Source organism: Amycolatopsis samaneae (genome assembly GCF_039541975.1).
Classification (GTDB): Bacteria; Actinomycetota; Actinomycetes; order Mycobacteriales; family Pseudonocardiaceae; genus Amycolatopsis; species Amycolatopsis samaneae.
Window position 1 is genome coordinate 411,086 of the sequence record NZ_BAABHG010000001.1, and the last position, 24,350, is coordinate 435,435.

General features: G+C 71.4%; 23 protein-coding genes. 16 read left to right on the top strand and 7 right to left on the bottom strand.

What is annotated here, in order from left to right; genetic code table 11:
* Window positions 1-80: 80 nt before the first annotated feature.
* Together ABD987_RS01840 and ABD987_RS01845 are read left to right on the top strand one after the other, a co-directional pair.
* A complete protein-coding gene (locus ABD987_RS01840) occupies window positions 81-605 on the top strand; it encodes an OmpA family protein (RefSeq protein WP_345386097.1) in 525 nt (174 codons plus the stop codon).
* Window positions 602-1,876 (top strand): polysaccharide pyruvyl transferase family protein, encoded by a 1,275-nt coding sequence (locus tag ABD987_RS01845; RefSeq protein ID WP_345386099.1) that lies wholly within the window; start codon window positions 602-604, stop codon window positions 1,874-1,876. Before ABD987_RS01840 ends, ABD987_RS01845 begins: the two co-directional genes overlap by 4 nt.
* Window positions 1,877-1,933: 57 nt before the next feature.
* Here ABD987_RS01845 and ABD987_RS01850 read toward each other — a convergent pair whose 3' ends face one another.
* Both ABD987_RS01850 and ABD987_RS01855 read right to left on the bottom strand, forming a co-directional pair.
* Window positions 1,934-2,257 carry an antitoxin gene (locus tag ABD987_RS01850; RefSeq protein ID WP_345386101.1) on the bottom strand — a complete coding sequence of 108 codons (324 nt, stop codon included), beginning with the start codon at window positions 2,255-2,257 and terminating at the stop codon, window positions 1,934-1,936.
* Between the two features lie 132 nt (window positions 2,258-2,389).
* Window positions 2,390-3,223, bottom strand: a complete 834-nt coding sequence (locus ABD987_RS01855) for an aldo/keto reductase (RefSeq protein WP_345386103.1) — start codon at window positions 3,221-3,223, stop codon at window positions 2,390-2,392.
* A 102-nt stretch (window positions 3,224-3,325) separates the two neighbouring features.
* On the opposite strand from ABD987_RS01855, the gene ABD987_RS01860 reads away from it, so the two are divergent.
* The 5 genes from ABD987_RS01860 to ABD987_RS01880 all read left to right on the top strand — a co-directional run bounded on the left by ABD987_RS01860 (window position 3,326) and on the right by ABD987_RS01880 (window position 8,779).
* A complete protein-coding gene (locus ABD987_RS01860; RefSeq protein ID WP_345386105.1) occupies window positions 3,326-4,255 on the top strand; it encodes a LysR family transcriptional regulator in 930 nt (309 codons plus the stop codon).
* 53 nt (window positions 4,256-4,308) lie between these two features.
* Window positions 4,309-5,259, top strand: coding sequence for a TolB family protein (locus tag ABD987_RS01865; protein WP_345386107.1), 951 nt, complete (start codon window positions 4,309-4,311; stop codon window positions 5,257-5,259).
* Window positions 5,260-5,357: 98 nt separating this feature from the next.
* Window positions 5,358-7,388 (top strand): neutral/alkaline ceramidase, encoded by a 2,031-nt coding sequence (locus ABD987_RS01870; RefSeq protein ID WP_345386109.1) that lies wholly within the window; start codon window positions 5,358-5,360, stop codon window positions 7,386-7,388.
* A gap of 24 nt (window positions 7,389-7,412) precedes the next feature.
* Window positions 7,413-8,378, top strand: coding sequence for a sphingomyelin phosphodiesterase (locus ABD987_RS01875; RefSeq protein WP_345386111.1), 966 nt, complete (start codon window positions 7,413-7,415; stop codon window positions 8,376-8,378).
* A 77-nt stretch (window positions 8,379-8,455) separates the two neighbouring features.
* Window positions 8,456-8,779 carry a hypothetical protein gene (locus ABD987_RS01880; protein ID WP_345386114.1) on the top strand — a complete coding sequence of 108 codons (324 nt, stop codon included), beginning with the start codon at window positions 8,456-8,458 and terminating at the stop codon, window positions 8,777-8,779.
* A gap of 8 nt (window positions 8,780-8,787) precedes the next feature.
* Here ABD987_RS01880 and ABD987_RS01885 read toward each other — a convergent pair whose 3' ends face one another.
* Complete coding sequence (locus ABD987_RS01885) at window positions 8,788-9,156, bottom strand: hypothetical protein (RefSeq protein WP_345386116.1); 369 nt, start codon at window positions 9,154-9,156, stop codon at window positions 8,788-8,790.
* Between the two features lie 131 nt (window positions 9,157-9,287).
* Between ABD987_RS01885 and ABD987_RS01890 the strand changes: the two genes are divergently transcribed.
* On the top strand, window positions 9,288-9,557 hold the full coding sequence (locus ABD987_RS01890) for a hypothetical protein (RefSeq protein WP_345386118.1): 270 nt from the start codon (window positions 9,288-9,290) through the stop codon (window positions 9,555-9,557).
* Window positions 9,558-9,559: 2 nt separating this feature from the next.
* Here the strand turns inward: ABD987_RS01890 and ABD987_RS01895 are convergent, their stop codons facing one another.
* Complete coding sequence (locus tag ABD987_RS01895; protein WP_345386120.1) at window positions 9,560-11,839, bottom strand: molybdopterin-dependent oxidoreductase; 2,280 nt, start codon at window positions 11,837-11,839, stop codon at window positions 9,560-9,562.
* A gap of 50 nt (window positions 11,840-11,889) precedes the next feature.
* Entirely contained in the window at window positions 11,890-12,756 is an 867-nt protein-coding gene (locus ABD987_RS01900; protein ID WP_345386123.1) for a LysR family transcriptional regulator, read from the bottom strand.
* 112 nt (window positions 12,757-12,868) lie between these two features.
* On the opposite strand from ABD987_RS01900, the gene ABD987_RS01905 reads away from it, so the two are divergent.
* Both ABD987_RS01905 and ABD987_RS01910 read left to right on the top strand, forming a co-directional pair.
* A complete protein-coding gene (locus tag ABD987_RS01905) occupies window positions 12,869-13,795 on the top strand; it encodes a DMT family transporter (RefSeq protein ID WP_345386125.1) in 927 nt (308 codons plus the stop codon).
* 124 nt (window positions 13,796-13,919) lie between these two features.
* Complete coding sequence (locus tag ABD987_RS01910) at window positions 13,920-14,678, top strand: trypsin-like serine peptidase (RefSeq protein WP_345386128.1); 759 nt, start codon at window positions 13,920-13,922, stop codon at window positions 14,676-14,678.
* On the opposite strand, the gene ABD987_RS01915 is transcribed toward ABD987_RS01910, so the two are convergent.
* Together ABD987_RS01915 and ABD987_RS01920 are read right to left on the bottom strand one after the other, a co-directional pair.
* Window positions 14,668-15,798, bottom strand: coding sequence for a DUF6801 domain-containing protein (locus ABD987_RS01915; RefSeq protein ID WP_345386130.1), 1,131 nt, complete (start codon window positions 15,796-15,798; stop codon window positions 14,668-14,670). The genes ABD987_RS01910 and ABD987_RS01915 overlap by 11 nt on opposite strands.
* Window positions 15,799-15,863: 65 nt before the next feature.
* Window positions 15,864-17,099, bottom strand: a complete 1,236-nt coding sequence (locus ABD987_RS01920; protein WP_345386132.1) for a DUF6801 domain-containing protein — start codon at window positions 17,097-17,099, stop codon at window positions 15,864-15,866.
* A 511-nt stretch (window positions 17,100-17,610) separates the two neighbouring features.
* Here ABD987_RS01920 and ABD987_RS01925 point away from each other — a divergent pair.
* The 6 genes from ABD987_RS01925 to ABD987_RS01950 all read left to right on the top strand — a co-directional run bounded on the left by ABD987_RS01925 (window position 17,611) and on the right by ABD987_RS01950 (window position 24,187).
* A complete protein-coding gene (locus tag ABD987_RS01925; RefSeq protein WP_345386134.1) occupies window positions 17,611-18,186 on the top strand; it encodes a hypothetical protein in 576 nt (191 codons plus the stop codon).
* Window positions 18,187-18,219: 33 nt separating this feature from the next.
* Entirely contained in the window at window positions 18,220-19,446 is a 1,227-nt protein-coding gene (locus ABD987_RS01930; protein WP_345386136.1) for a lipase family protein, read from the top strand.
* Between the two features lie 8 nt (window positions 19,447-19,454).
* Entirely contained in the window at window positions 19,455-19,982 is a 528-nt protein-coding gene (locus ABD987_RS01935) for a GtrA family protein (RefSeq protein WP_378213966.1), read from the top strand.
* 396 nt (window positions 19,983-20,378) lie between these two features.
* Window positions 20,379-21,365 (top strand): alpha/beta fold hydrolase, encoded by a 987-nt coding sequence (locus tag ABD987_RS01940; RefSeq protein ID WP_345386138.1) that lies wholly within the window; start codon window positions 20,379-20,381, stop codon window positions 21,363-21,365.
* Between the two features lie 311 nt (window positions 21,366-21,676).
* Window positions 21,677-22,867 (top strand): PucR-like N-terminal domain-containing protein, encoded by a 1,191-nt coding sequence (locus ABD987_RS01945; RefSeq protein WP_345386801.1) that lies wholly within the window; start codon window positions 21,677-21,679, stop codon window positions 22,865-22,867.
* An 84-nt stretch (window positions 22,868-22,951) separates the two neighbouring features.
* Window positions 22,952-24,187, top strand: coding sequence for a PucR family transcriptional regulator (locus ABD987_RS01950; RefSeq protein WP_345386140.1), 1,236 nt, complete (start codon window positions 22,952-22,954; stop codon window positions 24,185-24,187).
* Window positions 24,188-24,350: the final 163 nt, after the last annotated feature.

Here is a 24,350-nt window from a genome sequence, read left to right on the forward strand (position 1 = left end):
CTGTAGTTGCCGCGCCAGGTCGTCCGTGTTCGTATCCCTGCGTCAGCCACGGAGACCACAGACGAGGGAGTGCAGACTTCATGCGCAGGACAATTGTCCAGGCGGTGGTGGGCGCGGCGGTCGTGATCGCGACGGTCACCGCCTGCGGATCCGGCGACTCGAACGGCTCGGGTGGATCATCCAGCGCCGCCGCGCCGCCCGGCGGGTCCGGCACGTCGTCCGCCGCCGGTGCGCCCAGCTCGGCGGGCCAGGGCGCGATGAACGGCGCCGCCGGGCAGGTGAACTCGGCGATCGAGCAGGCGCTCCAGCAAAGCCCCGTCACCTTCGAACCGCAGAAGGCCGACCTGACGGACAAGGCGAAGCAGACCCTGGAACAGATCGCCAAGGCCATGCAGGGCAACGATGTGAAGATCACCGTCGCCACGCACGCCGGCTATCCCGACGCGCAGCAGGCGAAAACACTGTCGGAGAAACGGGCGCAGGCCATCGCGTCCGCGCTGGAAACCCACGGCGTGGCCAAGGACCGCGTCAAGGAAGACGCCACCGGCAGCGAGAAGGCACAGGGTGATCAGGCGCTGAACACCCAGATCAGCGTCGCGCAGTGACCTTTCGCGACAGTGCGGGCGAGCAGCACGGACTGCCCGCCCGCACGGCGCCGTCCCGAACCACCGCGAGCCGCTGCTACTACCTCGTCGGGCCCAGCGGCTACCCGAACTTCGGCGACGAGCTGATCGCCGCGACGTGGCTGCGGTATCTCGCGCGGACCGACCCCGGCGCCGAGGTGTGGCTGGACTGTCACTCACCGGGCCCGGCGCAGCTGCTGCTCGGCGACCTGCATCCCCGCCTGCGCTGTACCGACACCCTGTGGCGGCTGTGCGGCGAGGCGCCCTCGGCCGATCCGTGGGAGGTCGCCGCGTGGGTACAGGAGGTCGTGCACGATCCCGGACGCGCGCCGCGATGGGACGCGGGGATCGCTCTGCTCGGCCGCGCCGACGTCGTGCACCTGCTCGGCGGCGGATATCTCAACGCCCTGTGGCCGCGGCACCTCGGCCTGATCGCGGGTGCGGCGGCCGCCGCCCGGCGCTCCGGCGGCCGGGCGGCCATGACCGGCCAGGGACTCGTGCCGTTTCCCGCCGACGCGACCCACCTGCTGCGGTCGCTCGCCGACCGCTTCGACGTCGTCGACGTCCGCGACGATCCTTCCGCCGAGCTGCTGGCCGGCTGCGCCGCCGCCTACCGCACCTGCGACGACGTGTTCCTGGCACCGCCCGCGCCCTCCCCCGCCACCGCGGCCCGCGAGTTCGTGCTGTGCGTGCAGTCGGACATCGGCGCGCACGAAGTGTCCACTTTGGCCGCCAAGGTGCTCGGCATGCTGCGGGCCTGGCGGGCCGAACCCGGCCAGATCGCCGTCGTGGAAGGGATTCCGCGGGTGGACCGCGCGGTGCACTCCCTGCTCGAACACGAACTCGACGGCGCGGAGTTCCATCCGTTCCGGGACGTCTGGCGGCGCGGTGTGCCCGCGGCGCCGGGGCAGACCTGGATCTCCACGCGCTACCACCTGCACCTGGTCGCCGCCGCCGCGGGCGCGGCGGGTGTCGCGCTCAGCGTTTCGCCCGGCTACTACGCGACCAAGCACCGCAGCCTGATCGACCTCGGCTCCGGATGGTCGATGCTCGACGCGACATCGAAGCGGATACCGGATCGCCCAGACGGCACCGGATTCCCGGCGCAGGTCATCCGGCGCTGCTCCCAGCTGAAACTCTCGGTGGCCGAAGCGGTTTACGGTCCCCCGCCGGCCGTGCCGGTCGAACCGGGCGCCGAACGCGGGACGCGGCGCCGGGTGCTGCGGCCCCGCTGGTCCCGGACCGGCGGCTGAGACGCCCGACGGCGACGGGAAAGGGGCGGAGCCGCCCCTTTCCCGGGTGTCCGTGGCTCAGCGCCCGTGGTTTCCTTCCGGGTGACCGCCGCGCCGGGATTCCTCCTCGCCGTACCGGCTTTCGGCGTGCCCGCCGCCATATTCGCCACGGGGCTGTTCACCACCGAAGCCGCCGTCGGCCGGACCGCTCCCGGCGGGCCCGGCGTCCTGCCGCTGCCCGCCGGAATCACGGGATTCTCCGCCGAGGAAGCCTTTCGCCTTGTCCGCGACCGCGTCGATCTTGTCGGCGTGTTCACCGAACTTGGACTTCGCGAAGTCGGCCGCCTTGTCGACGTGCTCGTCGCTCACCGCGTTCTTGATGCCATCGAAGTCGATACCCATCGGCACTCCCTTGCGCGTTCGGACGAAGCCCGGTACGGGGAACCGGGCCCGCTGATACCTCCATCCAAGGTGACTCGGAGGGCTTCGCAAGTCAGGAGCGCGGGGTGGGTGAGAAACCGTGAAGAACCAAGCTCAATCCGCACCCAGCGCGTCCAACCCAGAGTAGTCCTCTGTGGACATTTCGAGCTCCGCGGCGGCGAAGTTCTCCTCCAGATGCCGCGTCGAGGACGTGCCGGGAATGGGCAGCATCACCGGAGAACGGTGCAGCAGCCAGGAAAGCGCCACCTGCGCCGGGGTCGCGCCCAGCCGGGCGGCGATGGCGGCGAGCGGCCCGCCGGGGGCGACGCTCGGCTTGATCGGCAGCCACGGGATGAACGCGATCCCGTGTGCCGCGCAGTGCTCCAGCACGTCCTCCGACGCGCGATCGGTGAGGTTGTAGCGGTTCTGGACGCTCACGATCGGCACGATCCGCTGGGCCTCGACGAGCTGGGCGACCGAGACCTGCGACAGGCCGATGTGCCGGACCTTGCCCTCGTCCCGCAGCTGCCGCAGCGCGCCGATCTGCTCGGCGAACGGGACCTTCGGGTCGACGCGGTGCAGCTGGTACAGGTCGATGCGGTCGGCGCGCAGCCGGCGCAGGCTCAGTTCGGCCTGCTGGCGCAGGTATTCCGGGCGCCCGAGCGGCACCCACGCGCCGCCCGGCCGGGCGTGCCCGCCCTTGGTGGCGATCACCAGGTCACCGGGGTAGGGATGCAGGGCTTCGGCGAGCATCTCCTCGTTCAGGCCGAGTTCGTAGGCGTCGGCCGTGTCGATGAAGGTGACGCCGATTTCGACCGCGCGCCGGGCGGTCCCGATCGACGCGGCGCGCTCGGCGCGGGTACCGCTGTGCAGGCGCATGGCGCCGAGGCCGAGCCGGTGCACGGGCAGGTCGCCGCCGAGGCGCAGGGTGGTTTCGACTGCTGGCACGAGGATTCTCCCTGTGATCGAGGTTCTCTCCCCCCACCTTGCGGTCTCCTGGTCGTTAAGACAATCGAGACTTTCTTTCCCTGACCGCTTAGCATCACTGATGTGTTGAATCTCGAACGCCTCCGGGTGCTGCGTGCCGTCGCCGACACCGGTTCGGTCCGCGGTGCCGCGGATTCCCTGCATGTCACCACCTCGGCGGTGTCCCAGCAGCTGACGCGGCTGGAGCGCGAGATCGGGCAGCCCCTGCTGGAGCGCCACGGCCGCGGCGTCCGGCTCACCGAAGCCGCCGCCCTGCTCGCCGAGCACACCGAGCGGCTGCTCACCCAGGTCGAGCTGATCGAAGCGGACCTGGCCGGACATCGCGGCGCGGTGACCGGCTCGGTGACGGTGGCTGCCTTCGCCACGGCCGCGCGCGGCCTGCTGCCCGGCGCGGTGCGCGCGCTGGGCGAGCGGTACCCGGATCTCGACGTCCGGCTGGCCGAGCGGGAGCCGCACGAATCGGTGCCCGCGCTCGCGCGCGGCGATCTCGACCTCGCGATCGTGCAGGACTGGCCGGACGCGCCGCTGCCGGTGCCCGACGGCCTGTCCCGCCGCGCGCTGACCGAGGACACCTTCGACGTCGCGGTGTCCACAAAGGACCCCCTGGCCCGGCGGAAGGTCCTGACGACCGCTGAGTTGCGCGAGCAGCGATGGATCGGCTGGACCGCCGGGCAGATCTGCCACGACTGGCTGACCCGGACGCTGCGCGAGCTCGGCGCGGAGCCGCGCGTCACGCACACCGCGTCCGAGCACTCGACCCAGCTCGCCCTGGTCGCCGCCGGACTGGGCACGGCGATCATCCCCCGGCTCGGCCGCGATCCGGTGCCCCGTGGCGTCCGGTTCGTCCCGCTGCGTCCCGCGCCGCGACGGCGGATCTTCGCGCTGTGGCGCACCAGCGCGTTCCCGCGGCCCGCGATCCAGGCGACGGTGCGGGCCCTGGCGGAATCGGGACACCACTCCCATGCGCCCGGGACACCCGGCCCCCGAGGATGAACGACGACGCCGGGAATCCTTGGGGGACGACAATGACACTCAGCGCGACAGCCATGACGTGGGGCGCGGCGCTCCTGGTCGCAACGGCAGCGCCCGCGCACGCCGCCCCGTCGGCGGCCCGGCCGGACGGCGCCGAACCGCTGTACCGGCCCGCCGCGCCGGCCAGCGCGCAGAACGCCGCGTTCTCGCCCGACGGCGCGACGGTGGTGTTCACGCTGTTCCCGCGCGGCTACAACGCCGGGCCCGCCGCGCTCGAACTGCTCGGGTCCGGCCCCGGCGGCACACCCCGGCAACTCCTCCAGGAAGGCGACCAGAGCGCGGTCAACCTGCCCGGCTCCAGCTGGAACGCGGCGGCCGGACTGATCACGTTCTCCTTCGACGTCACCGATCTCGACGAGATCTGGACGATCCGGCCGGACGGTGGCGGGCGGCGGCAGGTCACCACGCACACCGGCCCGCGCGGGTTCACCGAGCCGAGTTTCTCGCCGGACGGCCAGTGGATCGTCTTCCAGGAGAACCTCGACCAGAGCGGACCGGGCGCGCTCGGCAGCGTCTGGAAGGTCCGCCGGGACGGCACCGGGCTGACCCGGCTGGTCGACGGGCCCGGCACCGGCACGGACAACCGCCAGCCGAACTGGTCGCCCCGCGGTGATCGGATCGTGTTCCAGTCGCGCGGCGCGACCGGCGACTACAAGCTGCGCACGATCGGCCCGGACGGCGGCCCGCCCCGCGCGGTGACCTCCGGCGCGGGCGAGGACACCGACGCGAGCTGGTCGCCCGACGGCACCCGGATCGTGTTCTCCTCCGACCGCGGCGGGCTCGCGCACGCGCAGCTGTTCGTGGTTCCCGCCGACGGTGGCCCGGCGGTCCAGGTCACCCGGGCGCCCACCTGGTACAGCGGGGCGCCGAGCTGGTCACCGGACGGCCGCTGGATCGCATTCGAATCCCGCGAGGGCGACGGCGAGACGCCGACGTCGTTGTGGCGGATCGCCGCGCCCGCCTGACTCCCCGGGCCGACGATCGCGGGTTGCCAGGGTGAAGGGGATCACGTACGGTCCCACGCTAACGCGAAAGTACTTCACGTTAGCGGGAGGAGTCACCGATGCCGGTGAACCGTCGTCACGTCCTGGCCGGGGCCGCCGCGCTCCCGCTCGCCACCGGCCTGCTCGGCACGGCCGCCGCGCCGGCGTCCGCCGCGCCCGCCCGCCCGGACGGGGAGTTCCTCGTCGGCGTCGGCATCGCCGACGTCACCGGCCCCGCCGCGGAGAACGGCATGATGGGCTACTCGATGCCGCAGCAGCAGACCGCGGGCATCCACCTGCGCACCCGCGCGCGGGCGTACGTGATCGCCGACGGCACGCGCCGGATCGCCTTCGTCACCGCCGAACTCGGCGCGTTGTTCCAGTCGGTGCACCAGGGCGTGCTGCGGAAGCTCGCGGCGCGGTTCGGCGACCTCTACACCGAGCGGAACGTCCTGCTCAACGCCACGCACACACACTCGGCCTGCGGGGGCGACTCCCACTACGCCGCCTACGACCTGTCGATCCTCGGGTTCCAGGAGCAGGTTTACGACGCCGTCGTCGACGGGATCGTCGCGGCGATCACCCAGGCCCACGCGGACCTCGCGCCCGGCTCGATCAGCCTCGGCCGCACCGAGCTCACCGACGCCAGCGCGAACCGCTCGCGCACCGCGTTCGAGCTGAACCCGAAGGCGGACAAGGACCACTTCCCGCTGTCGATCGACCCGGCGGTGACCGTGCTCCGCTTCCGGCGCGGCGGCGCCGACGTCGGCGCGATCACCTGGTTCGCCACACACGGGACGTCGATGAGCAACGGCAACCACCTGATCAGCAGCGACAACAAGGGATACGCGGCCTACACCTGGGAGCACGACCACGCCGGGGTCCGCTACCTCGACGGCGCGCCGGGGTTCGTCGCCGCGTTCGCGCAGACCAACTCCGGCGACATGACGCCGAACCTGAACCTGAAACCGGGCACACCGGACACGGAGTTCGAGAACACCCGGCGCATCGGCGAACTCCAGTTCCGGGCGGCGAAACGCGCGTTCGACGCCGCGAGCGAGGTCGTCGCGGGCGGCGTGGACCACCGGATGTGCTACGTGGACATGTCCGACGTCGCCGTCGACGCGAAGTACACGCCGAACGGGCGCCCGCAGCGGACCTGCACCGCGGCGATCGGGGTGTCGATGCTCGCGGGCAGCACCGAGGACGGGCCGGGCCTTCCCCTGCCCGAGGGCGTGAAGAACCCGTTCATCGACTGGCTCGGCGGGATCGACGCGCCCATCCCGCGCGCGCTCGCGGACGCGCAGGCCCCCAAGGTGATCGCCGTGCCGTTCGGGGCGATGAAGCCGTACCCGTGGGCGCCGGAGGTGCTTCCGCTGCAGATAGTCCGGATAGGACAGTTGCACCTGGTGGCCGGGCCCGCCGAGTACACGATCGTCGCGGGCCTGCGGATCCGGCGGACCGTCGCGGCCGAGCTCGGGGTGCCGCTGGAGAACGTGCTGGTGCAGGGCTACGCCAACGCCTACAGCCAGTACGTCGCGACGCCCGAGGAATACGACTCCCAGCAGTACGAAGGCGCCTCCACGCTCTTCGGCCGGTACACCCTGCCCGCCTACCAGCAGGAGTTCGCGAAGCTCGCGGCCGCGATGAAGGCGGGCCGGACGGTCCCGCGCGGGCCGGTCCCCCGTGATCTGCGCGGCAAGCTCGTCAACTTCCAGCCGGGCGTCGTGTTCGACAGCGCCCCGGCGCTGAAGAACTTCGGCGACGTCCTCACCGAGGCGAAGCCCAGCTACCGGCGGGGCGAGCAGGTCAGCGTCACGTTCGTGACCGGGCATCCGAAGAACGACCTCCGGCATGGCTCCACGTTCCTGGAGGTCCAGCGGTTCGAGGGCGGGAAGTGGACGCGCCACGCCGACGACGGCGACTGGGCCACGAAGTACCACTGGGCACGGAAGCTCGTCGCCGAATCGCAAGCCACCGTTACCTGGGACATCCCCGCGAACACCCCGATCGGCAAGTACCGCGTGGTGCACTACGGGAACTGGAAGAACGGCTGGAACGGGCACCTCACCGCGTTCAGCGGGACCTCCCGCGCCTTCGTGGTTTCCTGACCGCCCGGCAGAAAGGACCTCCCCGTGCGGAAACTGGCCGCGCTCGCCACCCTGGTCGCCCTGCTGCTGACCGCGACGCCCGCCCTCGCGGCCCCTGCGTCCACGGCCTCGGTGCTGAGTTTCAACCTCTGGCAGCTGCCATGGATCGCGAATCCGGACACGGCCGACAAACAAGCCCGCGCCCAGGCCGCGGAAAAGGTGATCCGCGCGAACGGCACCGACGTGGTCGTGCTGGAGGAGGCGTTCAGCGCCGAGGCCGAGTCGCTGCGTAAGCGGCTGACCGACGCCTGGCCGTACCAGACCCCGCTGGTCGGCCAGTACTGCTCGACCGCGCCCGGCTGGTCCACTGTGGACGGAAACTGTTCGAACTCGCCGGTCGTGGTCAACGGCGGGGTCGTCGTGCTGTCCAAGTGGCCGATCACCGAGGCGCACCAGCTGGTGTTCCGGAACTCCTACCAGGGCACCGCCGACTACCTGGCGAACAAGGGCGCCGCGCTGGTCCGGATCCTCGCGCACGGCAGCAGGCCGCTGTGGCTGGCCGGGACCCACCTGCAGGCCGACGAGGCCCCGGACACGCTGCCGAAGGCGCACGAGATCCGGATGGCACAGCTCGGCGAGATCCACGGCCTGGTCGCCCGGTACGTCCCCGGCGGCGACCCGGTCGCGATCGCGGGCGACCTCAACATCGAGTACTGGGCGGGGCAGGGCCGGAAGGACGGCCTCGGCCGCGGCCAGGCGCGGCAGGGCGAGGCGGCGCTGGACGGCGTCCTGCGCACCGCCCCGGCCGGGAAGTACACCTTCGACGCGGCCACCAATCCGAACGCGGCGAAATCCGTCCCCGCGACCTACCGCGACTCACTGGACTACATCGGCGCGCTGCGCGGCGGCGGGCGCCCGCTCGCCGACGTCGGCGCGGTTTCGATGGTGTCCTATGGCGACGGAACGCTCCCGTCCGACCACTATCCGGTACGCGCCTCCGTCCGCTTCTGAGCTCTTTCCCCGAACCCGTCCCGGACGTCGTCATCGCGGCCTAAGGTGCTGGCACGCAAGGAAAGGGAGGCCACCGCGTGCACATCAGGTCCCGGCGACGCTCGGTGAGGTTCGACGGCAGGACGATCACGATCAGTATCGCCATCAAGGACAAACTGGGTTTACCGGACGACCGGAAGCACCGGTTCCCGGCCCGGAAGATCACCAGGATCAAGCACGTCGAGCCGACGACGTGGAAGGACGGCTGGGTCACCTTCGTCGCACCCGGCCTTCCCGACGACGTGGTCACCAACGTCCCCGCCTTCGTACCCCGGGAACCCGCCAACGTCTTCCGGTACGCCGCGGACAAGAAGACCGAAGTCGCCGAACTCCTCGAAGCCATCGAAAAGGCACGCGGCTGAGCCGTCGCCTATTCGTCGAGGTAGCGATACCTCGCGTCGGCGGGCGAGATGAGGACCTGACCGGCACGGAGCCGCCACTCGCTCATGCCCTCGGCTTCGTGGCTGGCAAGGAACAATCCCCGGACGAGGTCGTCGTCCTCGTCCGGGGGTGGGACCCGCGCGATTTCCCGGAGCTGCCCGAGAAACCAGTCCACGGCCGACTCACGGATGTCGCCGCCGTAGAAGACGTACCTCCGCCAGTTGAACGGCTTGCGGGGAAAACCCCAGCCCCCGGAGTAGAAGTCATCGTCGTCATGCGCCGCGATGATCGCCTTGATGGCGGGGACCTGCTCGTCGTCGCATTCGAGCCAGCCCCTGATCGACACGTACGTACCCATTGCCCCGCCCCCCACCTCGACACGGGGAAAGCCGCGTCACCCAGGTGCATCTTGTCTCACGTCCCGTCTTCCGGTAATGACAGAAGACCCGGCTGCCGGAACGGCCGTCCCCACGACGAGGAGGACGCGCGATGCTCAGTGTGCTCGGCGACTACTGGCGGATCCTCCTGGCCCTCGTACCCGGGCTCGTGCCGCTGCTCCGGTACGTCACCGGCCACCGGGTGCCCCGCTGGCTGTGGGCGGGCTGGGCACTGCTCGTCGCGGCGGTGGCGCTGGCCTGGGCGGTGCGCATGTCGTGGCCCGGCACCCTCGTGCTGTTCGTCGCGCTCGTCTTCATCGCCGTGTCGTCCTGGATGAACGTGGCCGAGCGCCGCGCCCGCGCCAGGGAGGGACCCCGGTAGCGCTACCCCGGCGGCCGGTGCGCGGCGACCTCCGGCGGGGTGCCCGCGTACCGCTCGACCTCGACCAGCGCGTGCTGCCCCGAACAGCCCTGGGCCAGCGACGACGTCGGGCGATCGGCGGTCAGCACGTTCGGGTTGCCGTGGCGGCACACCGCCGGATCGGCCGGGTCGGGGTCGTACCAGGCACCGGTCGACAGCTGCGCGACACCGCGCCGCACGGCCGTGCTGGTCCGCAGCCCGGCCAGGCAGCTGCCGCGCTCGTTGAAGATCCGCACCACGTCACCGGAGGCCAGGCCGCGGGCGGCCGCGTCGTCGGGATGCATCCGCACCGGTTCGCGCCCGGCGATCTTCTCGCCCCGGCTGTGCGGGCCGTGGTCGAGCTGGCTGTGCAGCCGCGTCTTCGGCTGGTTCGCGATCAGGTGCAGCGGATGGGCCTTCGCCGCCTCACCGCCGAGCCACTCCTCCGGCTCCCGCCACACCGGATGTCCCGGGCAGTCCGGATAACCGAACCCGTCGATGGTCTCGGAGAAGATCTCGATCCGCCCGCTCGGCGTGCGCAGCGGGTTCCGGTCCGGATCCGCGCGGAACCCGGCCAGCGACACGTGCCGCACCGGGCGCACCGGCAGGTCCAGCACGTCCTCGCTCGCCCAGAACTCGTCGAACGAGGACACCGGGTTCCCCTCGCGTTCGCGGTCGGCGGCCCACTCCGTGTAGAGGTGCCGCAGCCATTCGCCCGCGGTCCGCCCCTCGGTGAACTCCTCCCCCACCCCGAGCCGCTCGGCGAGCTCGGCGAACACGCGGTAGTCGTCGCGCGCCCCGGCGTGCGGTTTCGTCAGCGCCCGCATCGGCACGAACACCGGATCGCCGTACCCACCACCGAAGTCGTCCCGCTCGATCGACATCGTCGAGGGCAGCACGATGTCCGCGTGCCGGGTCGTGGCCGTCCAAAAAGGATCGTGCACGACGACGGTGTCCGGCCGGGCGAACGCCCGCCGCAGCCGGGCGAGGTCCTGGTGATGGTGGAACGGGTTCCCGCCGCACCAGTACACCAGCCGGATGTCGGGGTAGGTCAGCCGTTGTCCGTTGTAGTCGTACTCCTGGCCGGGGTTGAGCAGCATGTCGGCGATCCTGGCCACCGGGATGAACGTGTCGCAGCCGTTGGCGCCCTGCGGCAGCGAGGGCAGCGGCACCGCGCGGACCGGCCTGCCACCGACGGCGGAGGAACCGTACCCGTGCCCGAAACCGCCGCCCGGCAGGCCGATCTGCCCAAGCATCGCGGCCAGCACCAGGCCCAGCCACAGCGGCTGCTCGCCGAACCGCGTGCGCTGCAGCGACCAGCTCACCGTGACCATCGTGCGGGACGCGGCCATCTCCCCGGCGAGCGCGCGGATCCGCGCGGCGGGGACCTCGGTGAGCGCTTCGGCCCATTCCGGGGTTTTCGGCACCCCGTCGGCGGTGCCGCGCACGTACTCCGCGAACCGTTCGTAGCCCACCGTGTACCGGCGGAGGAATTCCTTGTCCGCCAAGCCCTCGGTGTCCAGCACGTAGGCGAGGCCGAGCATCAGCGCGACGTCGCCCGCCGGGCGCGGGGAGATCCACTCCGCCTCCGCGTCGGCGTGCGTGTCGTCTTCCAGGGGGCTGATCGAGACGAACCGGCAGCCACGGGCCCGCGCGGCGGCGACCCACGAGCGCATCCCGTGCCGCCCGACCCCGCCGGGGGCCACCACGGCGTTCTTCGGGGACAGCCCGCCGAACGCGACGACCAGCTCGGTGTGCTCGGCGATCACCTCGTACGTCGTCGAATCGTCCATGATCGTCCACGCCGGGCCGACCACGTGCGGCAGCAGCACGGTGGTCGCGCCGAGGCTGTAGCTGTTCACCGAGTTCACGTATCCGCCGAGGCAGTTGAGGAACCGGTGCACCTGGCTCTGCGCGTGGTGGAACCGGCCCGCGCTGGCCCAGCCGTACGATCCGCCGTACACGCCTTCGGGCCCGTAGCCGTCGTACACCCGCCGCAGCTCACGCGCCAGCAGGTCGAGCGCCTTCTCCCAGGAGACCGGGACGAACGCGTCCTCCCCGCGCCCCGCCGCGCCGGGCCCGTGCTCCAGCCAGCCTTTGCGCACGTGGGGCTGGGTGATCCGGACGGGATGGTCCTGCACGTCCAGGATGTTCTCGAGCATCGGCGGCGGCTCCGGGTCCTTCGACCACGGCCGGACCGACCGCAGCCGGTCCCCGTCCGTTTCCGCCTCGAACATGCCCCAGTGGGTGAGATGGATCGTCATAGCGTCGCTCCCTCCACCCCGCATTATGCCTACCGAGGCGGGAAAAGCGATCAACTTTTCGGGTCGCCGCGGACGACGGCGTGTGCCGCCCGGACGAAGTCCTCCAGCGCCGGGTGCCGGGAGTTCGGCGGCCACGCGAGGAAGACCGGCACCGGCGGCGCGTCGGTCAGCGGCACGTAGACGATCTCGGCGTGCGGATGCAGCCTGCTGCTGGAGGCCGGGGTGATCCCGATCCCGTTGTTCGCGGCGACGTTGCTCTGCCAGTCGTCGACCGAGCCGACCTCCACGGCCACCACCGGGCGCGCCCCCGCCGCCCACAGCTCGGGGGTCGCCGTGCCCGAGTTCCGTTGCACGATCAGGCCGTCCCCGGCCAGGTCGGCGAGCCCGAGCGCGCGACGGCGGGCCAGCGGGTGCTCCACCGAGAGCGCCGCCACCCGCTTCTCGCTGTAGAGCAGTTCGCCGCGATAGCCGGGACGCGGCTGCGGGCCGCGCAGCACGCTCACGTCGACCCGGCCGCTAGCCATTCCCGCGTAGGGATCGTCCAGCCGGCACAGGTCGAGCGGCTGGTCCGGCCGCACCGCGCGCCAGCGGCGCAGCAGGGCCGAGGTGTGCTCCCCGAAGGCCGACCACGCGTGCCCGACCCGCAGCGGGCGCGGCCCGCCGAAGGGCCGCTCCACCGCGTCGGTGAACGAGGCCAGCGCGGCGGCGGCCTTGACCTGGAAGAGCTCACCTTCGGGGGTCACCACGACCCCATGCGCGGAGCGGGCGAGCAGTGTCGCGCCGACGTGGCGTTCGAGCTGGGCCAGCGTGCGGGAGACCGCGGGCTGCGCCAGCCGGAGCCTGCGGGCCGCGGCGGTGATGCTGCCCTCCTCGACGGCCACGAGGAACGTCTCCAGATGCCGGATGTCCAGCCCCATAACCGCAGAGCATACCCCATTGCGCATCGGCATTTCCGGGATGTCCACCCCGCTCATTACCGTCGGCCGCGTACCGATTTTCTCCCGGAAAACCTGCCGAGGTCTGGCCCCGATGTCCCGAAACAATGCGCTGTTCGTCATTTTCGCGCCCATCGCCTTCGTGCTCATGTGGGCGAGCGGGCCCATCGCCGTCGAGACGGGACTCGCCTCCAGCTCGGCGCCGACCTTCCTGCTCCTGCGCGCACTCGGTGCCGCGATCTCGTGCTGGGTCATCTGGTTCTTCGTCCGCGACCGGCTGCCGCGCACCCGGCCGGAATGGACGCGGACCGTCGTGGTGGCGATACTCCTGCAAACCGCTTATCAGGGTTTCTTCTTCATCGCCGTCGGCACCGGAATACCCGCCGGAATCGTCGCCGTCGTGCTCGGGACCCAGCCGCTGCTCACCACGCTGATCACCCGGCAGGGCCGGAGCCCGCGGTTCCGGGCGGGCCTGCTGATCGGGCTGGCCGGCGTCGCGCTGACGGTCAGTTCGGCGCTCGGCACGACGGCCGCGGCGGATGTCGCGGGCACGCTCACCGGGGTCCTGTTCGCCTTCCTCGCGCTGCTCGCGATCACCGGGGGCACCGTCGTCCAGGGCCGGACCACCGGTGTGGGCACCTGGGCGTCGCTGGCGATCCAGTACTCGATCAGCTCGGCGGCGTTCGCCGTGACGGTGGCCTGCACCGGCGGGCCGCGGCTGACCGGCCGCCCGGCGTTCTTCCTCGCGCTCGGCTGGATGGTCGCGGTGATCTCGGTCGGCGCCGCCGCGCTGCTGTACTTCATGGTCGCCCGCGGCGAGATCGCCAGGGTCACCAGCCTGTTCTACTGCGTGCCACCCGTCACCGCGCTGCTGGACCTGCTGATCTCCGGCACCGCGCTGACCGCGCTCGAACTCGCCGGGATCGGCCTGGTGCTGCTCGCCGTCGCCCTGATCCAGGCCGCGCCACGCGAACGAAAGACGGCCGAGCCCGCGCCGGGCGCGTCCGTGGTGTCCCGCTGACGCCCCACTGATGCCCGATGATGTCCCGCGCCGAACCTGGGTGCCGGTTGTGAGTCGCTGTGCCCGGCCTGTGCGTCCGGTGTTCCGAGGTGCCGCCGGGACGTGGCTGTGGTGATGTGAACACGTGCGGCTCAGAACTCTTCGCTCCGCGACACTGGTCGTGGTCCTGGCTTTCCTGGCGCTCGCGGCGGGCAGCGCCGGGGTCGTCGAGGGCACCGCCACCGCGGGCGCCCTCCCCCACGTGGCGCCCGCGGCGAACACCGCCCCGGCCGCGAGCGGCCTGGCCGTCGCGAGCCCGGCGGTGGGCGCGTTGTTCTCCGGTGGCAGGCACTTCTGCTCCGCGAGCGTCGTGCACAGCGGGGCGGGCGACGTCGTGCTGACCGCCGCGCACTGCGTCAGCGGCCGTTCCGGGCTCACCTTCGCGCCCGGCTACCACGACGGCGTCGCGCCCTCCGGCCAGTGGCAGGTGACCGGCGTCTTCGTGGCCCCGGGGTGGACCGCCTCGGCGGATCCCGACCTCGACTTCGCCTTCCTGACCGTCCACCGGCCGGGCGAGTCCCGCCCGGTCGAAAGCCTCACCGGCGCGAACACGCTGGGCACCGGACGGGGCTTCGTCAACGCGGTCACGCTCACCGGCTACCCCGACACCACCGACGCGCCGGTGGTCTGCCGGAACACCACCACCCAGTTCGGCGCCTACCAGCAGCGGATCGCCTGCCCCGGCTTCCCGGACGGCACCAGCGGCGGACCGTGGGTGACCGACACCGGGTTCGTCGTCGGGGTGATCGGCGGGTACCAGCAGGGCGGCAACTCCCCGGACGTGTCCTACAGCGCCTACTTCGACGCCGACATCCAGAACCTGTTCTCGACCGTCACCGGCTGACCGCGCGCGGCGCCAGCGCCAGCTCGAACGTGTTGCCCTCCCCCTGTACGAACGAGCTCAGGTACCCGGTGAACGCGCCGCAGCCGGTCAGCGGCGCCAGCGCGAAAGTGCCGGTGAGCGCGCCCCCGGCGGCCATCGCGAATCCCTCGCCCGTGCGCAGGTCCGCCGCCGCGGGACTCGAGGTCCGGCAGTCCGGCCCGCTGCTCACCGGCATCCCGAGCAGGGTGACCAGGGGCAGCGCGAGGTCGAACCGGGTGTGCGCGGTGAACCCGGTGCCGCCGAGTTCCCCGGTCTGCGGGCCGGACGGCGTGAAGACGAGGTCGGCCGTCCCCGGCAGGAACCCGAACAGCCGGAACTCCGCGTGCGCCCGGTCCAGCGCGAGGCCGCCGCCGAAGGTCTGTCCGTCACCGGCGCCGACGCCGAACCCGCCGGTGACGGGCGTGGTCGCGCCGAGTGCCCTGATCGTCGTCCGGCCCGACACCGTGTAGTCATGGGCGGTCGTGCCCGGCCCCGGGAGATCGACCGACAGCAGTACCGGGTCCTGGCCGGGGTCGAGCGTGCAGCCGGAGGTGAACGAGCCGAGCCCGGTGAACGAGCCGTCGACCTTCTTCGGCGTCAGCCGGGTGGTGAAGTCGCCGATGACCAGGGTGGTCCGGCCCGGGTTGGCGAGCTTGATCGCGGGCACCGAACCCGTCGCGTGCGGGCTGAACGTCCCCGACTGCGGGACCGCGGTCTTGGCCACGGTCAACGGAATCCGCACCGGAAGCGGCTTCGCGTCGCCGTTGGTCAGCGTGACGCCGGCCGCGGCGGTGCCCTCGATGCTCGCGGCGCCGACGAGGGCGAGCCCGCGTGTGGCCTTGTCGGGCACGGTCACCGACACTTCCGGCCCGGACGTGGTGAGCGTGCCGCCCGACCGGGTGGGGACGTCGAACTCGGCCTTGATCTCGACGGCGAGCTTCTGCAGCCCGATCAGCGGGAACGGGCAGGTGAAGGAGAGCTTCTTGTCGACGGGGGTGGACGCGGCCGCGCCGCGGACCGCGGCGAACAGCAACCCGGCGGCGATGAGTAGGAGGACGAGGCCCGTCGCGAGCAGCGCCCTGGCGGAGGAGCGAAGAGGCATGATCGCCTTCCGGTGCGCGGCGCCGGTCCCCGCCACCGGAGGGTGGCGGGGACCGGACGGCCTGGCTACTTCTTGGTGAGGTTCAGATCGAGCGTGTTGCCGTCGCTCTTGGCGAACGCGCTGATCCAGTCGTTGAGCTGACCACAGTTCTGCAGCGCGGACAGCGAATAGGTCCCGGTCAGCTTGCCGCCCTTGAGCAGGTCGAAGTCGGGGCCCGTCTTCATCTCGCTGGTCGAGGGACTGACCGTGCCGCACTTCGGGTCGTTGCTGATCGGGATCCCGAAGACCTGCACCGAGGGCAGGAACACGTTGAACTTGATGTGTGCCTTGAACCCGGTCCCCTCCAGCTCACCGGTCTGCTGGCCGACCTGCTCGACCTTGATGTCCGAACCGCCCTGGACGAAGCCGAACAGCTTGAAGTCCGTGTGCGACGGGTCGAGCTTCAGGTCACCGGTGAACGTCTTCTTCGCCAGGTCCACGTCCGCGTCGAAGCCGCCGTTGATCGGCGCGGTGCTGCCGAGCGCCTTCAGCGCGGTCTGGCCCTTGATGCCGAAGGAGTACTTCAGCCCGCCACCACCGGGCGGCGTCGTCGGCGGGGTGGTCGGCGGCGTCGTGGGTGGTGTGGTCGGCGGGGTCGTCGGCGGGGTGGTGGGCGGAGTGGTGGGCGGAGTGGTTCCGCCGCCGTCGCCGATCTTGATCGTGGCCAGGGTGTTCTGCTGGCCTGGATCCTGTGTGCACGGCGCGTCGATCGTGCCGTCCGGCGTGATGCCGGTAACCGAGCCGTCGGCCTTGCGCGGGGTGACCTTCAACTGCAGGTCACCCACGGTGATCTTGGCCTCGCCGGGCTGGGTGAAGGTGAGCGACGGCGTCTTGCCCCCGGCGTTGACCGTCATCTCGCCGGAGGGCGGGATGGGGCTCTTGGCGATGTCGTTGGGTACCTTCACCGGCAGGTCGAGACCGGGCGCGGCCACCTTCGCGTTCGCGATCGCCTGGCCCTCCAGCGTCGCCGCGCCGATCAGGTTGAGCCCGCTGACCGTGTCCGCGTTGATGGTGGAGACGGCCTTGATGTCGAACGTGCCGGTCGGCTGACCGGTCTTGACCGACAGCGGCAGATCGGTGTTGATCACCACCTTCAGCGGCTGGGAACCCACCAGCGGGTAGGTGCAGTGGTAGTTCAGCGTGAGCGAGATCGGGTCGGCGGCGCTGGACGGCGCCCCGATCACGAGTGCCGTGGCGACCAGCCCGGCGGCACCGGCAGCGGCGGCGGCGACCGCCCTCTTGGTTCCTCTTCGGTGACTCACAATCGTCCTTCCGTGGTATCAACGATGATACGAAACGGCGTATAATTCCCCATGTCGCCTGTTGTCCAGACCCCAGGGAATTTTCCGGGTAGCGACGATGTCTGACGGATCGCAACCGAACAGTAAACTAACGACGCGCCCCGGCGCCGATCAAGGGATTACCCGGAAAACTTGACGCGCCCTCGCCAAATTGTCATCCCGGAACGGCGCCGAAGGCGTGTTCCTAGCAGGATGCAGCGGGTTTTCGCAGCCCAGCGGCCAGGAGGCGACCGGAGATGCGGCCGCGAGAACCGCTGACGCGCGTGACAACAACGAGCGGGAAATTTCGCCCGCGCATGCCAATCGGCAATTCCGAGATCCCCAGCGCGCCCCGGCCGTCTTGCCCGGCGGAAGCTTTGGTGAGTAACCTCGCAGTTCAGCAGTCCGGTCACCGGCGACCGGCGCGGAATATCACTGCCGCCGTGCGCCCCGCCCCGGCTCCTCTCCCTTTCGCGAATTCGACGAGGACACCATGAAAAAAACGCGCCGCACGGCGTCGAGAATCGCGTTCGCCCCCGCGGCGGCACTGGCCGTCGTGGCACTGACCGCCTGCGGGTCGCCCCGGCCCGCCGACACCGGCCACCACGCCGACCCGGCCGCGCTCGCCTGGGCCGACAAGGTGTGCACCGGTGTGGCGGCGGGGTCGGCGAAGCTGTCCCGGCCGCCCGCGCTCGACCCGGCCGACCCCGGCCGGTCCAAGGACGCCATGGTCGGCTTCCTGACCTCGCTGGCGGCCGCGCTGGATGACATGGCGGGCGGCATCCGCGCCGCGGGCGTCCCGCCCGTCCCGGATGGACAGTCCGCTGTGGACAGGGCGACCACGACCCTCGGTGACACCAGGGCGAAGGTGGCCGACACGAAGGCGAAGATGCAGGACGCGAAGGTCACCGACCAGGCGGGCCTGCAGAAGGTGATCGGCGACGCCGACGGCACGATGAGCAAGCTGAGCGAACCGGAGGGCCCGATCAAGGACCTCAAGGCCAACCCCGAACTCAACCTCGCCTTCGCCGAATCCCCGACCTGTAAACGGGTCTACGGCACCGCCTGACCCCGTTCCCGTCCCCTTCCTGGAGGCCTGGCCGTGTTCCCGTTCCCCCACCCGTCCCGCGCGGTGCTCGCCGCCGCGCTGGCCGTCGTCCTCACCACCGCCGTGGTGGTCCCCTCCGGCGCGAGCCCGGCGGACGCGGACGCCCCGGCCACCGCCGGGACCGGGCCGTTCGACGACTCGTTCTACACCCCGCCCTCGCCGCTGCCCGCGGGCAAGCCGGGCGACGTCCTCCGCTGGCGCGCCTCGAAAGCCGGACCGCGCAAGGATTCCGTCAACGCGTGGCAGGTCATGTACCTGTCCACCGACGGACGCGGCAAACCGGACGCGGTGACCGGGACCGTGCTGGTGCCGAAGAACGCCGACCCGGCCGCCGCGCCGATCGTCGCCTTCGCGCCCGGCACGCACGGGCCCGCGTTCGGCTGCGCCCCGTCCTCGATGATCGATATGGGCGCGTTCTACGAACAGCCGGGGGTCGACGACCTGCTCGACGCCGGATACGCCGTCACCGTCACCGACTACGAGGGCTACCACCAGGACCCGAAGACGACCTACGTGGCCGGGCGGTCCGAAGGTCCCGCGGTCATCGACTCGGTCCGCGCGGCCCAGCGGCTGGCCGAAACCAAGCTCTCCCCCGGTGCCAAGGTGGTCTTCCGGGGCTACTCCCAGGGCGGCGGCGCGGCGGCGTGGGCGGGTCAGCTCCAGCCCTCCTACGCGCCAGAGGTGAACCTCGTCGGGGTCGCCGCGGGCGGGGTGCCCGCCGACCTCGTCCAGGTCACCCTGCAACTCGACGGGAAATTCGGGTTCGGCGTGTTCGCCTACGCGCTGGTGGGCCTGGACAACGCCTATCCCGAACTGAAACTCGATTCGTTCCTCAGCGACAACGGGCGCGCGAAGCTGAAGGAGATGCAGCAGAGCGCGTGCACGTTCGAACTGCTCACCACGTACGCGAACCAGAAGATCGCCGACTACACCACCAGCGCGGGCTACGTGAAGCCGGAATGGATCGCGCGGCTCAACGAAAACAAGCTCGGCGGCGCCCCGATCAGGGTCCCGGTCTTCCACTACCACGCCATCCAGGACCAGCTCGTCCAGTTCGCGCAGGACGACGCGATGCACAAGGCCTACTGCGCGGCCGGGGTCAAGGAGATCTGGAAGACCTACGACACCGACCACATCACCGCGGTCTACACCGCGAACGCCGACGTGCTCGCCTTCGTCAAGGACCGGGTCGCGGGCACGCCGGCGACCTCGAACTGCTGAGGCCCGCGGTGCCGAGACCCGCCCCGGTGTCCCCTGTGGACACCGGGGCGCGCGGGACGCGCCGACCCGGCGAGGGCGGGACCGGGAAACTCCGGGAACTCCTCCGGTTCGCCGCCGTCGGGCTGGCCGCGTTCGGCTGCACCCTCGCGGTGAACTACGGCCTGAAACTCACCGTCCTGCACACGAAGCCGGTGACCGCGCTGGCCGTCGCGAACGTCACCGCGACCGCGCTCGCCTACCTGCTGTCGCGGCGCTGGGCGTTCCCCACCCGCGGCGGCCTCCGGCGCGCGCCGGAGGCCGCGTTGTTCTTCGCGGTCAACGCGATCGCCGTGACGATCACGCTGTGCCCGCCGCTGGTCTCCCGCTACGTCCTGCGGCTCGAGGTGCCCCAGGTCGGCTTCGCCGCGCAGGAGGTCGCCGACTTCGTCAGCGGCATGCTGGTGGGGACCGCGGCGGGTTCGGCGTTCCGCTGGTGGGGCTACCGGCGCTGGGTGTTCCCGATCGCCGACGCCCGGGAACCGCGCGCCGAATCGTGAACGCCGCCGCGCTGACGCGGCACCCGCACGGTCGGCAGCACGCGCCGCCACCCGCGGCCACGACGGTGGCCGCCGTACGGCGACGGCGGTGCCGACCCGAAGTCGAAATCCGCCCGGCAGGCCATCAGCCCGCGACCGTCGTTCCGGCACGGCGCGTCGTCGCATCCATGCGTTTCTCCCGTACTCCCGGGTTACCGGCGAACGGTTTCCTGAGTACCGGGACACCGCGAAAATGTCGATACACCGCCACGGACCACAGCCGAACTTGGCACCCGCACGAGGACACCACCGCACGTTGTTGTCACGCCAGCGGCAATCGCTTCCCCCGCCCCGTTTCCGCGCTGCCGGACGAGGCGTTCCTGCGTTACTTTCCTTTGACGAGCGGAAAGGCGGCACATGGCACTCGACACGCACACGCTTACCCTGCACGGCCGGCGAATCCGGCTGCGGGAGTACCGCCCGCCCGGCCGAACCGGATCCGGCGACGTCCTGGTACTGCTGCACGGTATCTCGGGCAGCGGCGAAACCTGGCTTCCCCTGCTGACGTACTTCGAACGGACCGGATTCGGCCACCGCGTCCTCGTCCCCGATCTGCCGGGGCACGGCGACTCCGACGCCCCACGGGCCGACTACGGCCTCGGCGCGCTCGCGAGCGCGGTGCGGGACGTCCTCGTGCTCACCGGGCACGAGCACGCCACCGTCGCCGGGCATTCGCTCGGCGGCGGGATCGCCATGCAGTTCGCCTACCAGTTCCCGGAGATGTGCTCCCGGCTGGTCCTCGTGGGCAGTGCGGGACTCGGCCCGCAGGTGACCGCGGTGCTGCGCGCGACTGCGCTGCCCGGGGCCCGCGTGACACTCACCGTGACCGTCAACCGGGCCACGCTCGCGATCGCCCGCGCCCTCGCGGCGGCCGGGCGGAGGTGCGGCGGCGGGCTCGCGCCGGAGACCCGGGAGCTCACCCGGCACCTGGCCGCGCTGGCCGACCCCGGCCGCCGGCGGGCCTTCCTGAGCATCGCCCGCGGCCTCATCGACCTGCGCGGCCAGCGCGCGAGCGCGGTCGACAAGCTGTATCTGGCCGAACGGGTACCGACGCTCCTGGTGTGGGGCGCGCGCGACCCGCTCATCCCGGTCGCGCACGGCCGCCGGACGGCAGAACTGCTGCCGGACAGCCGCTTGACCGTGTTCGAAAACGCGAAACACTTTCCGCATGTGGCCGATCCGGAACGGTTCGGCCAGGTACTGGCACGTTTCCTCGCCGAGACCACGCCCGCTCGGTTGAAGCTGGCGGAGGTGGTGGCCACGCTCGTCGCCGCGAACAGCGTCACGACACTGGAGAACACCCCGGAAAAGTTGTCACCCGGACCTCATCCCCGGCGCCGGTAAATGTCACTTGCCACCGGTTCGCTCCACCCGTTCGGGTGTAGTCCGTACGGGTTACGTCAGCAGCCCCCGGAATTCGTTGACAGGTCTCCTGGCCGGATTTTATGTTGCGTGGGCCACAAAATCTGGATCGGCTTCACCGTTGAAGAGGCTGATTTTGTTGCCAGCAAGGATAAAACATGACCGACTTGGACACCGGGTTCGGCCGGCGCGAGCCGCGGACGGCCGCCCCGCAGTACCGGCAGGCTTCCGGACCGACCGCGCGTCCCCGTGCCTTCACCCCGGCACCGCGAACCCCTCTGGAGACGCGATCCGTGCGCAGCACCGGCGCGAATGGACTGTGGGCGTCGCTGCCCAGGGAACTGGGCGAGCGGTTCCGGCCCCGCGTCGACCCGATGGCACGAGCCATCCTCCAGGAGGTGCAACGCGCGGTCCCCGAGTACGCGCAGCCACTGGAGGGCGCGTTCGGCCAGATCATCACGCAGGGTATCCGCCAGGCGATCCTGCACTGCCTCGACAGCATCGGCGTCGGCACCGTCGCGCTCGACACCTGGACCACCGTCTTCCGCAACCTGGGGAAGGTCGAGTTCAACGAGGGCCGCAGCCTCGACTGCCTCCAGACGGCCTACCGCGTCGGCGGCCGGGTCGCCTGGCGGCACGTCTCCGAGTTCGGCCAGGCGATCGGCACCGACGCGGACACCCTGTGCACCGCGGCCGAAGCGATCTTCGCGTACGTGGACGAGATCTCCGCGCTGTCGATCGAGGGCTACACCGCCGCGCAGGCACGGGCCGCGGGCACCCGGGCCCGGCGCCGCCGGCGGCTGCTCGAACTGCTCCTCGCCGACCCACCGTCCTCTCCGCAGGCGATCGCGGCGCAGGCGGTGAACGCGCAGTGGGCCACCCCCGCCGAGGTCACCGTCGTCGCGCTGGAGCGCCGCCCGGGGCCGCACGGCCCGGCGGCCCCGGACCTGCACGACGACGTCCTGGTCGATCTCGAAGGCGCCGAGCCCTGCCTGGTCACCGGCGACCCCGGCACGCACCTGGCCGACCTCGCCGAGCGGCTCCCCGGCTGGCGGGCGGTGATCGGCCCCGCCGTCCGGCTCACCGACGCGCCGCGGTCGCTGTTGTGGGCCCGGCGCACGTCGCGGCTGATCCAGCGTGGCGTCCTGCCGGACGCCCCGGTCACGCGGTGCAGCGATCATCTGTCCACCCTCTGGCTGCTCGCCGACGAGTTCCTGGTTCGCGAGCTGTGCGCCCGCAGCCTCGCCCCGTTCGAGGGCCTCACCCCGAAACAGCGCGCCCGGCTCGGCGAGACACTGCTGATCTGGCTGCAGTCCCGGGGCAGCGCACCCGAGATCGCGAAGAAGCTCAAGGTCCACCCGCAGACCGTCCGGTACCGCATGCACCAGCTGATCGACCTGTTCGGCGACCGGTTGAACAACGCGGACGACCGGCTCGACATGGAAGTCGCCCTGCGCGCGGAGGCACTGCTCGCGACCGACTGACAGCACCGGGAAAGCGCTCGCCCCTCCCGCAACACCGGCGCACAACCACCCACTCACAACACTCACTCACAACGAGGTGACGAGGTGACCCGACCGCAGGGTGGCCGCAGTGGTGTCGAGGCGACGTTCGGCCCCCTGCTCGGGCCCGCACGGCCCGCCGCCGACGGCACGCGCCTGGTCCAGCTGTGGTCGCTGCTGCCCCGGGAGCTGGCGGCGGTGTACCGGCCCGTGCTTCCCGACGTGGCGGGCGAAGTGGTCCGCGAGATCCAGCGGACCATCCCCGACTACGCCCGCCCACTGGACGGCGCGTTCGGAAAAGCGCTGAAAGCCGGTGTCCACGCGGCGTTCCTGCAGTTCCTCGACCGCATCGGGCACCCGGACACCCCCGCCGAGGACCGCGGGCGGGTGTTCCTCGGGCTGGGCGTGCACGAGTTCGCCCAGGGCCGCGGCGTCGACGTCCTTCAGGCCGCGTACCGGGTCGGCGCCCGGGTGACGTGGCGGCGGATGGCCGAAGCCGGTACCCGTGCCGGTGTCCCGTCGGCGATCCTGTGCCTGCTCGCGGAGGCCATCTTCGCCTACATCGACGAACTGTCCGCCCTGTCGGTCGCCGGGCACGCCCAGGCTAGGGAAAAGGCCGCGGGCGCGCTCGAACGACGTCGCCACCGGCTGCTGGAACTCCTGCTCACCGAGCCACCGTCCCCGCCCGGCGTGGTCGAGGAGGCCGCCAGGCTGGCCGGATGGCACCTCCCGGACCGGCTCGTCGCCGTCGCGCTCGACGGTCCGGGCGACGAGCCACCCGCGGCCGCCGTGGACGCGCTGGCCGACCTCGAAAGCGCTTCCCCGTGCCTGGTACTGCCCGCACCGGAGGACCGGCGGGCACTGGCCGGGGACCTCACCGGCAGACGCGCCGCGATCGGCCCCGCCGTGCCACCCGCCCACGCGGCGCGTTCCCTGCGTGCCGCACGAGAGGCGCTCCACCTCGTCGAAGCCGGCGTGCTCCCCGACGAACCGGTCACCTGGTGCGACGCGCACCTCTCGCAACTGTGGCTGTTCAAGGAACCCTTCCTCGCTGCGGAACTCGCCCGGCTCAGGCTCGCCCCGCTCGCCGGCCTGACGACGAAACAGCACGCCCGTCTCGCCGGAACATTGCTGGCGTGGCTGGAAACCTGCGGGAACGTCCGTGAGGTCGCCGACCGGCTCGCCGTGCACCCGCAGACCGTCCGCTCGCGCGCCCAGGAACTGGAGGCCCTCTTCGCCGACCGGCTCCGCGACCCGGAGCGCCGCTTCGAAATGATCCTCGCCCTGCGCGGTGCTCGCTGACCCCTGAGTTTCCCGCCCGGAGCGCGAGTTCCGCGTTCGGGAGGACGTAGTTGCGGAGGGCACAGTTCCGGAGAGAACAGTGCACGTCGGCGTGCGGGATTCCATGACAACGCTCCTTGGTTTCCTTCGTCTTGATTGGCCTACCTGGATTTTCGAAGCGGGA

Excerpts from the sequence above, each read along its gene's own strand:
- ABD987_RS01840 (WP_345386097.1), top strand. The coding sequence starts at position 81 with ATGCGCAGGACAATTGTCCAGGCGGTGGTGGGCGCGGCGGTCGTGATC.
- ABD987_RS01850 (WP_345386101.1), bottom strand. The coding sequence starts at position 2,257 with ATGGGTATCGACTTCGATGGCATCAAGAACGCGGTGAGCGACGAGCAC.
- ABD987_RS01865 (WP_345386107.1), top strand. The coding sequence starts at position 4,309 with ATGACGTGGGGCGCGGCGCTCCTGGTCGCAACGGCAGCGCCCGCGCAC.
- ABD987_RS01870 (WP_345386109.1), top strand. The coding sequence starts at position 5,358 with ATGCCGGTGAACCGTCGTCACGTCCTGGCCGGGGCCGCCGCGCTCCCG.
- ABD987_RS01885 (WP_345386116.1), bottom strand. The coding sequence starts at position 9,156 with ATGGGTACGTACGTGTCGATCAGGGGCTGGCTCGAATGCGACGACGAG.
- ABD987_RS01890 (WP_345386118.1), top strand. The coding sequence starts at position 9,288 with ATGCTCAGTGTGCTCGGCGACTACTGGCGGATCCTCCTGGCCCTCGTA.
- ABD987_RS01895 (WP_345386120.1), bottom strand. The coding sequence starts at position 11,839 with ATGACGATCCATCTCACCCACTGGGGCATGTTCGAGGCGGAAACGGAC.
- ABD987_RS01900 (WP_345386123.1), bottom strand. The coding sequence starts at position 12,756 with ATGGGGCTGGACATCCGGCATCTGGAGACGTTCCTCGTGGCCGTCGAG.
- ABD987_RS01905 (WP_345386125.1), top strand. The coding sequence starts at position 12,869 with ATGTCCCGAAACAATGCGCTGTTCGTCATTTTCGCGCCCATCGCCTTC.
- ABD987_RS01915 (WP_345386130.1), bottom strand. The coding sequence starts at position 15,798 with ATGCCTCTTCGCTCCTCCGCCAGGGCGCTGCTCGCGACGGGCCTCGTC.
- ABD987_RS01925 (WP_345386134.1), top strand. The coding sequence starts at position 17,611 with ATGAAAAAAACGCGCCGCACGGCGTCGAGAATCGCGTTCGCCCCCGCG.
- ABD987_RS01940 (WP_345386138.1), top strand. The coding sequence starts at position 20,379 with ATGGCACTCGACACGCACACGCTTACCCTGCACGGCCGGCGAATCCGG.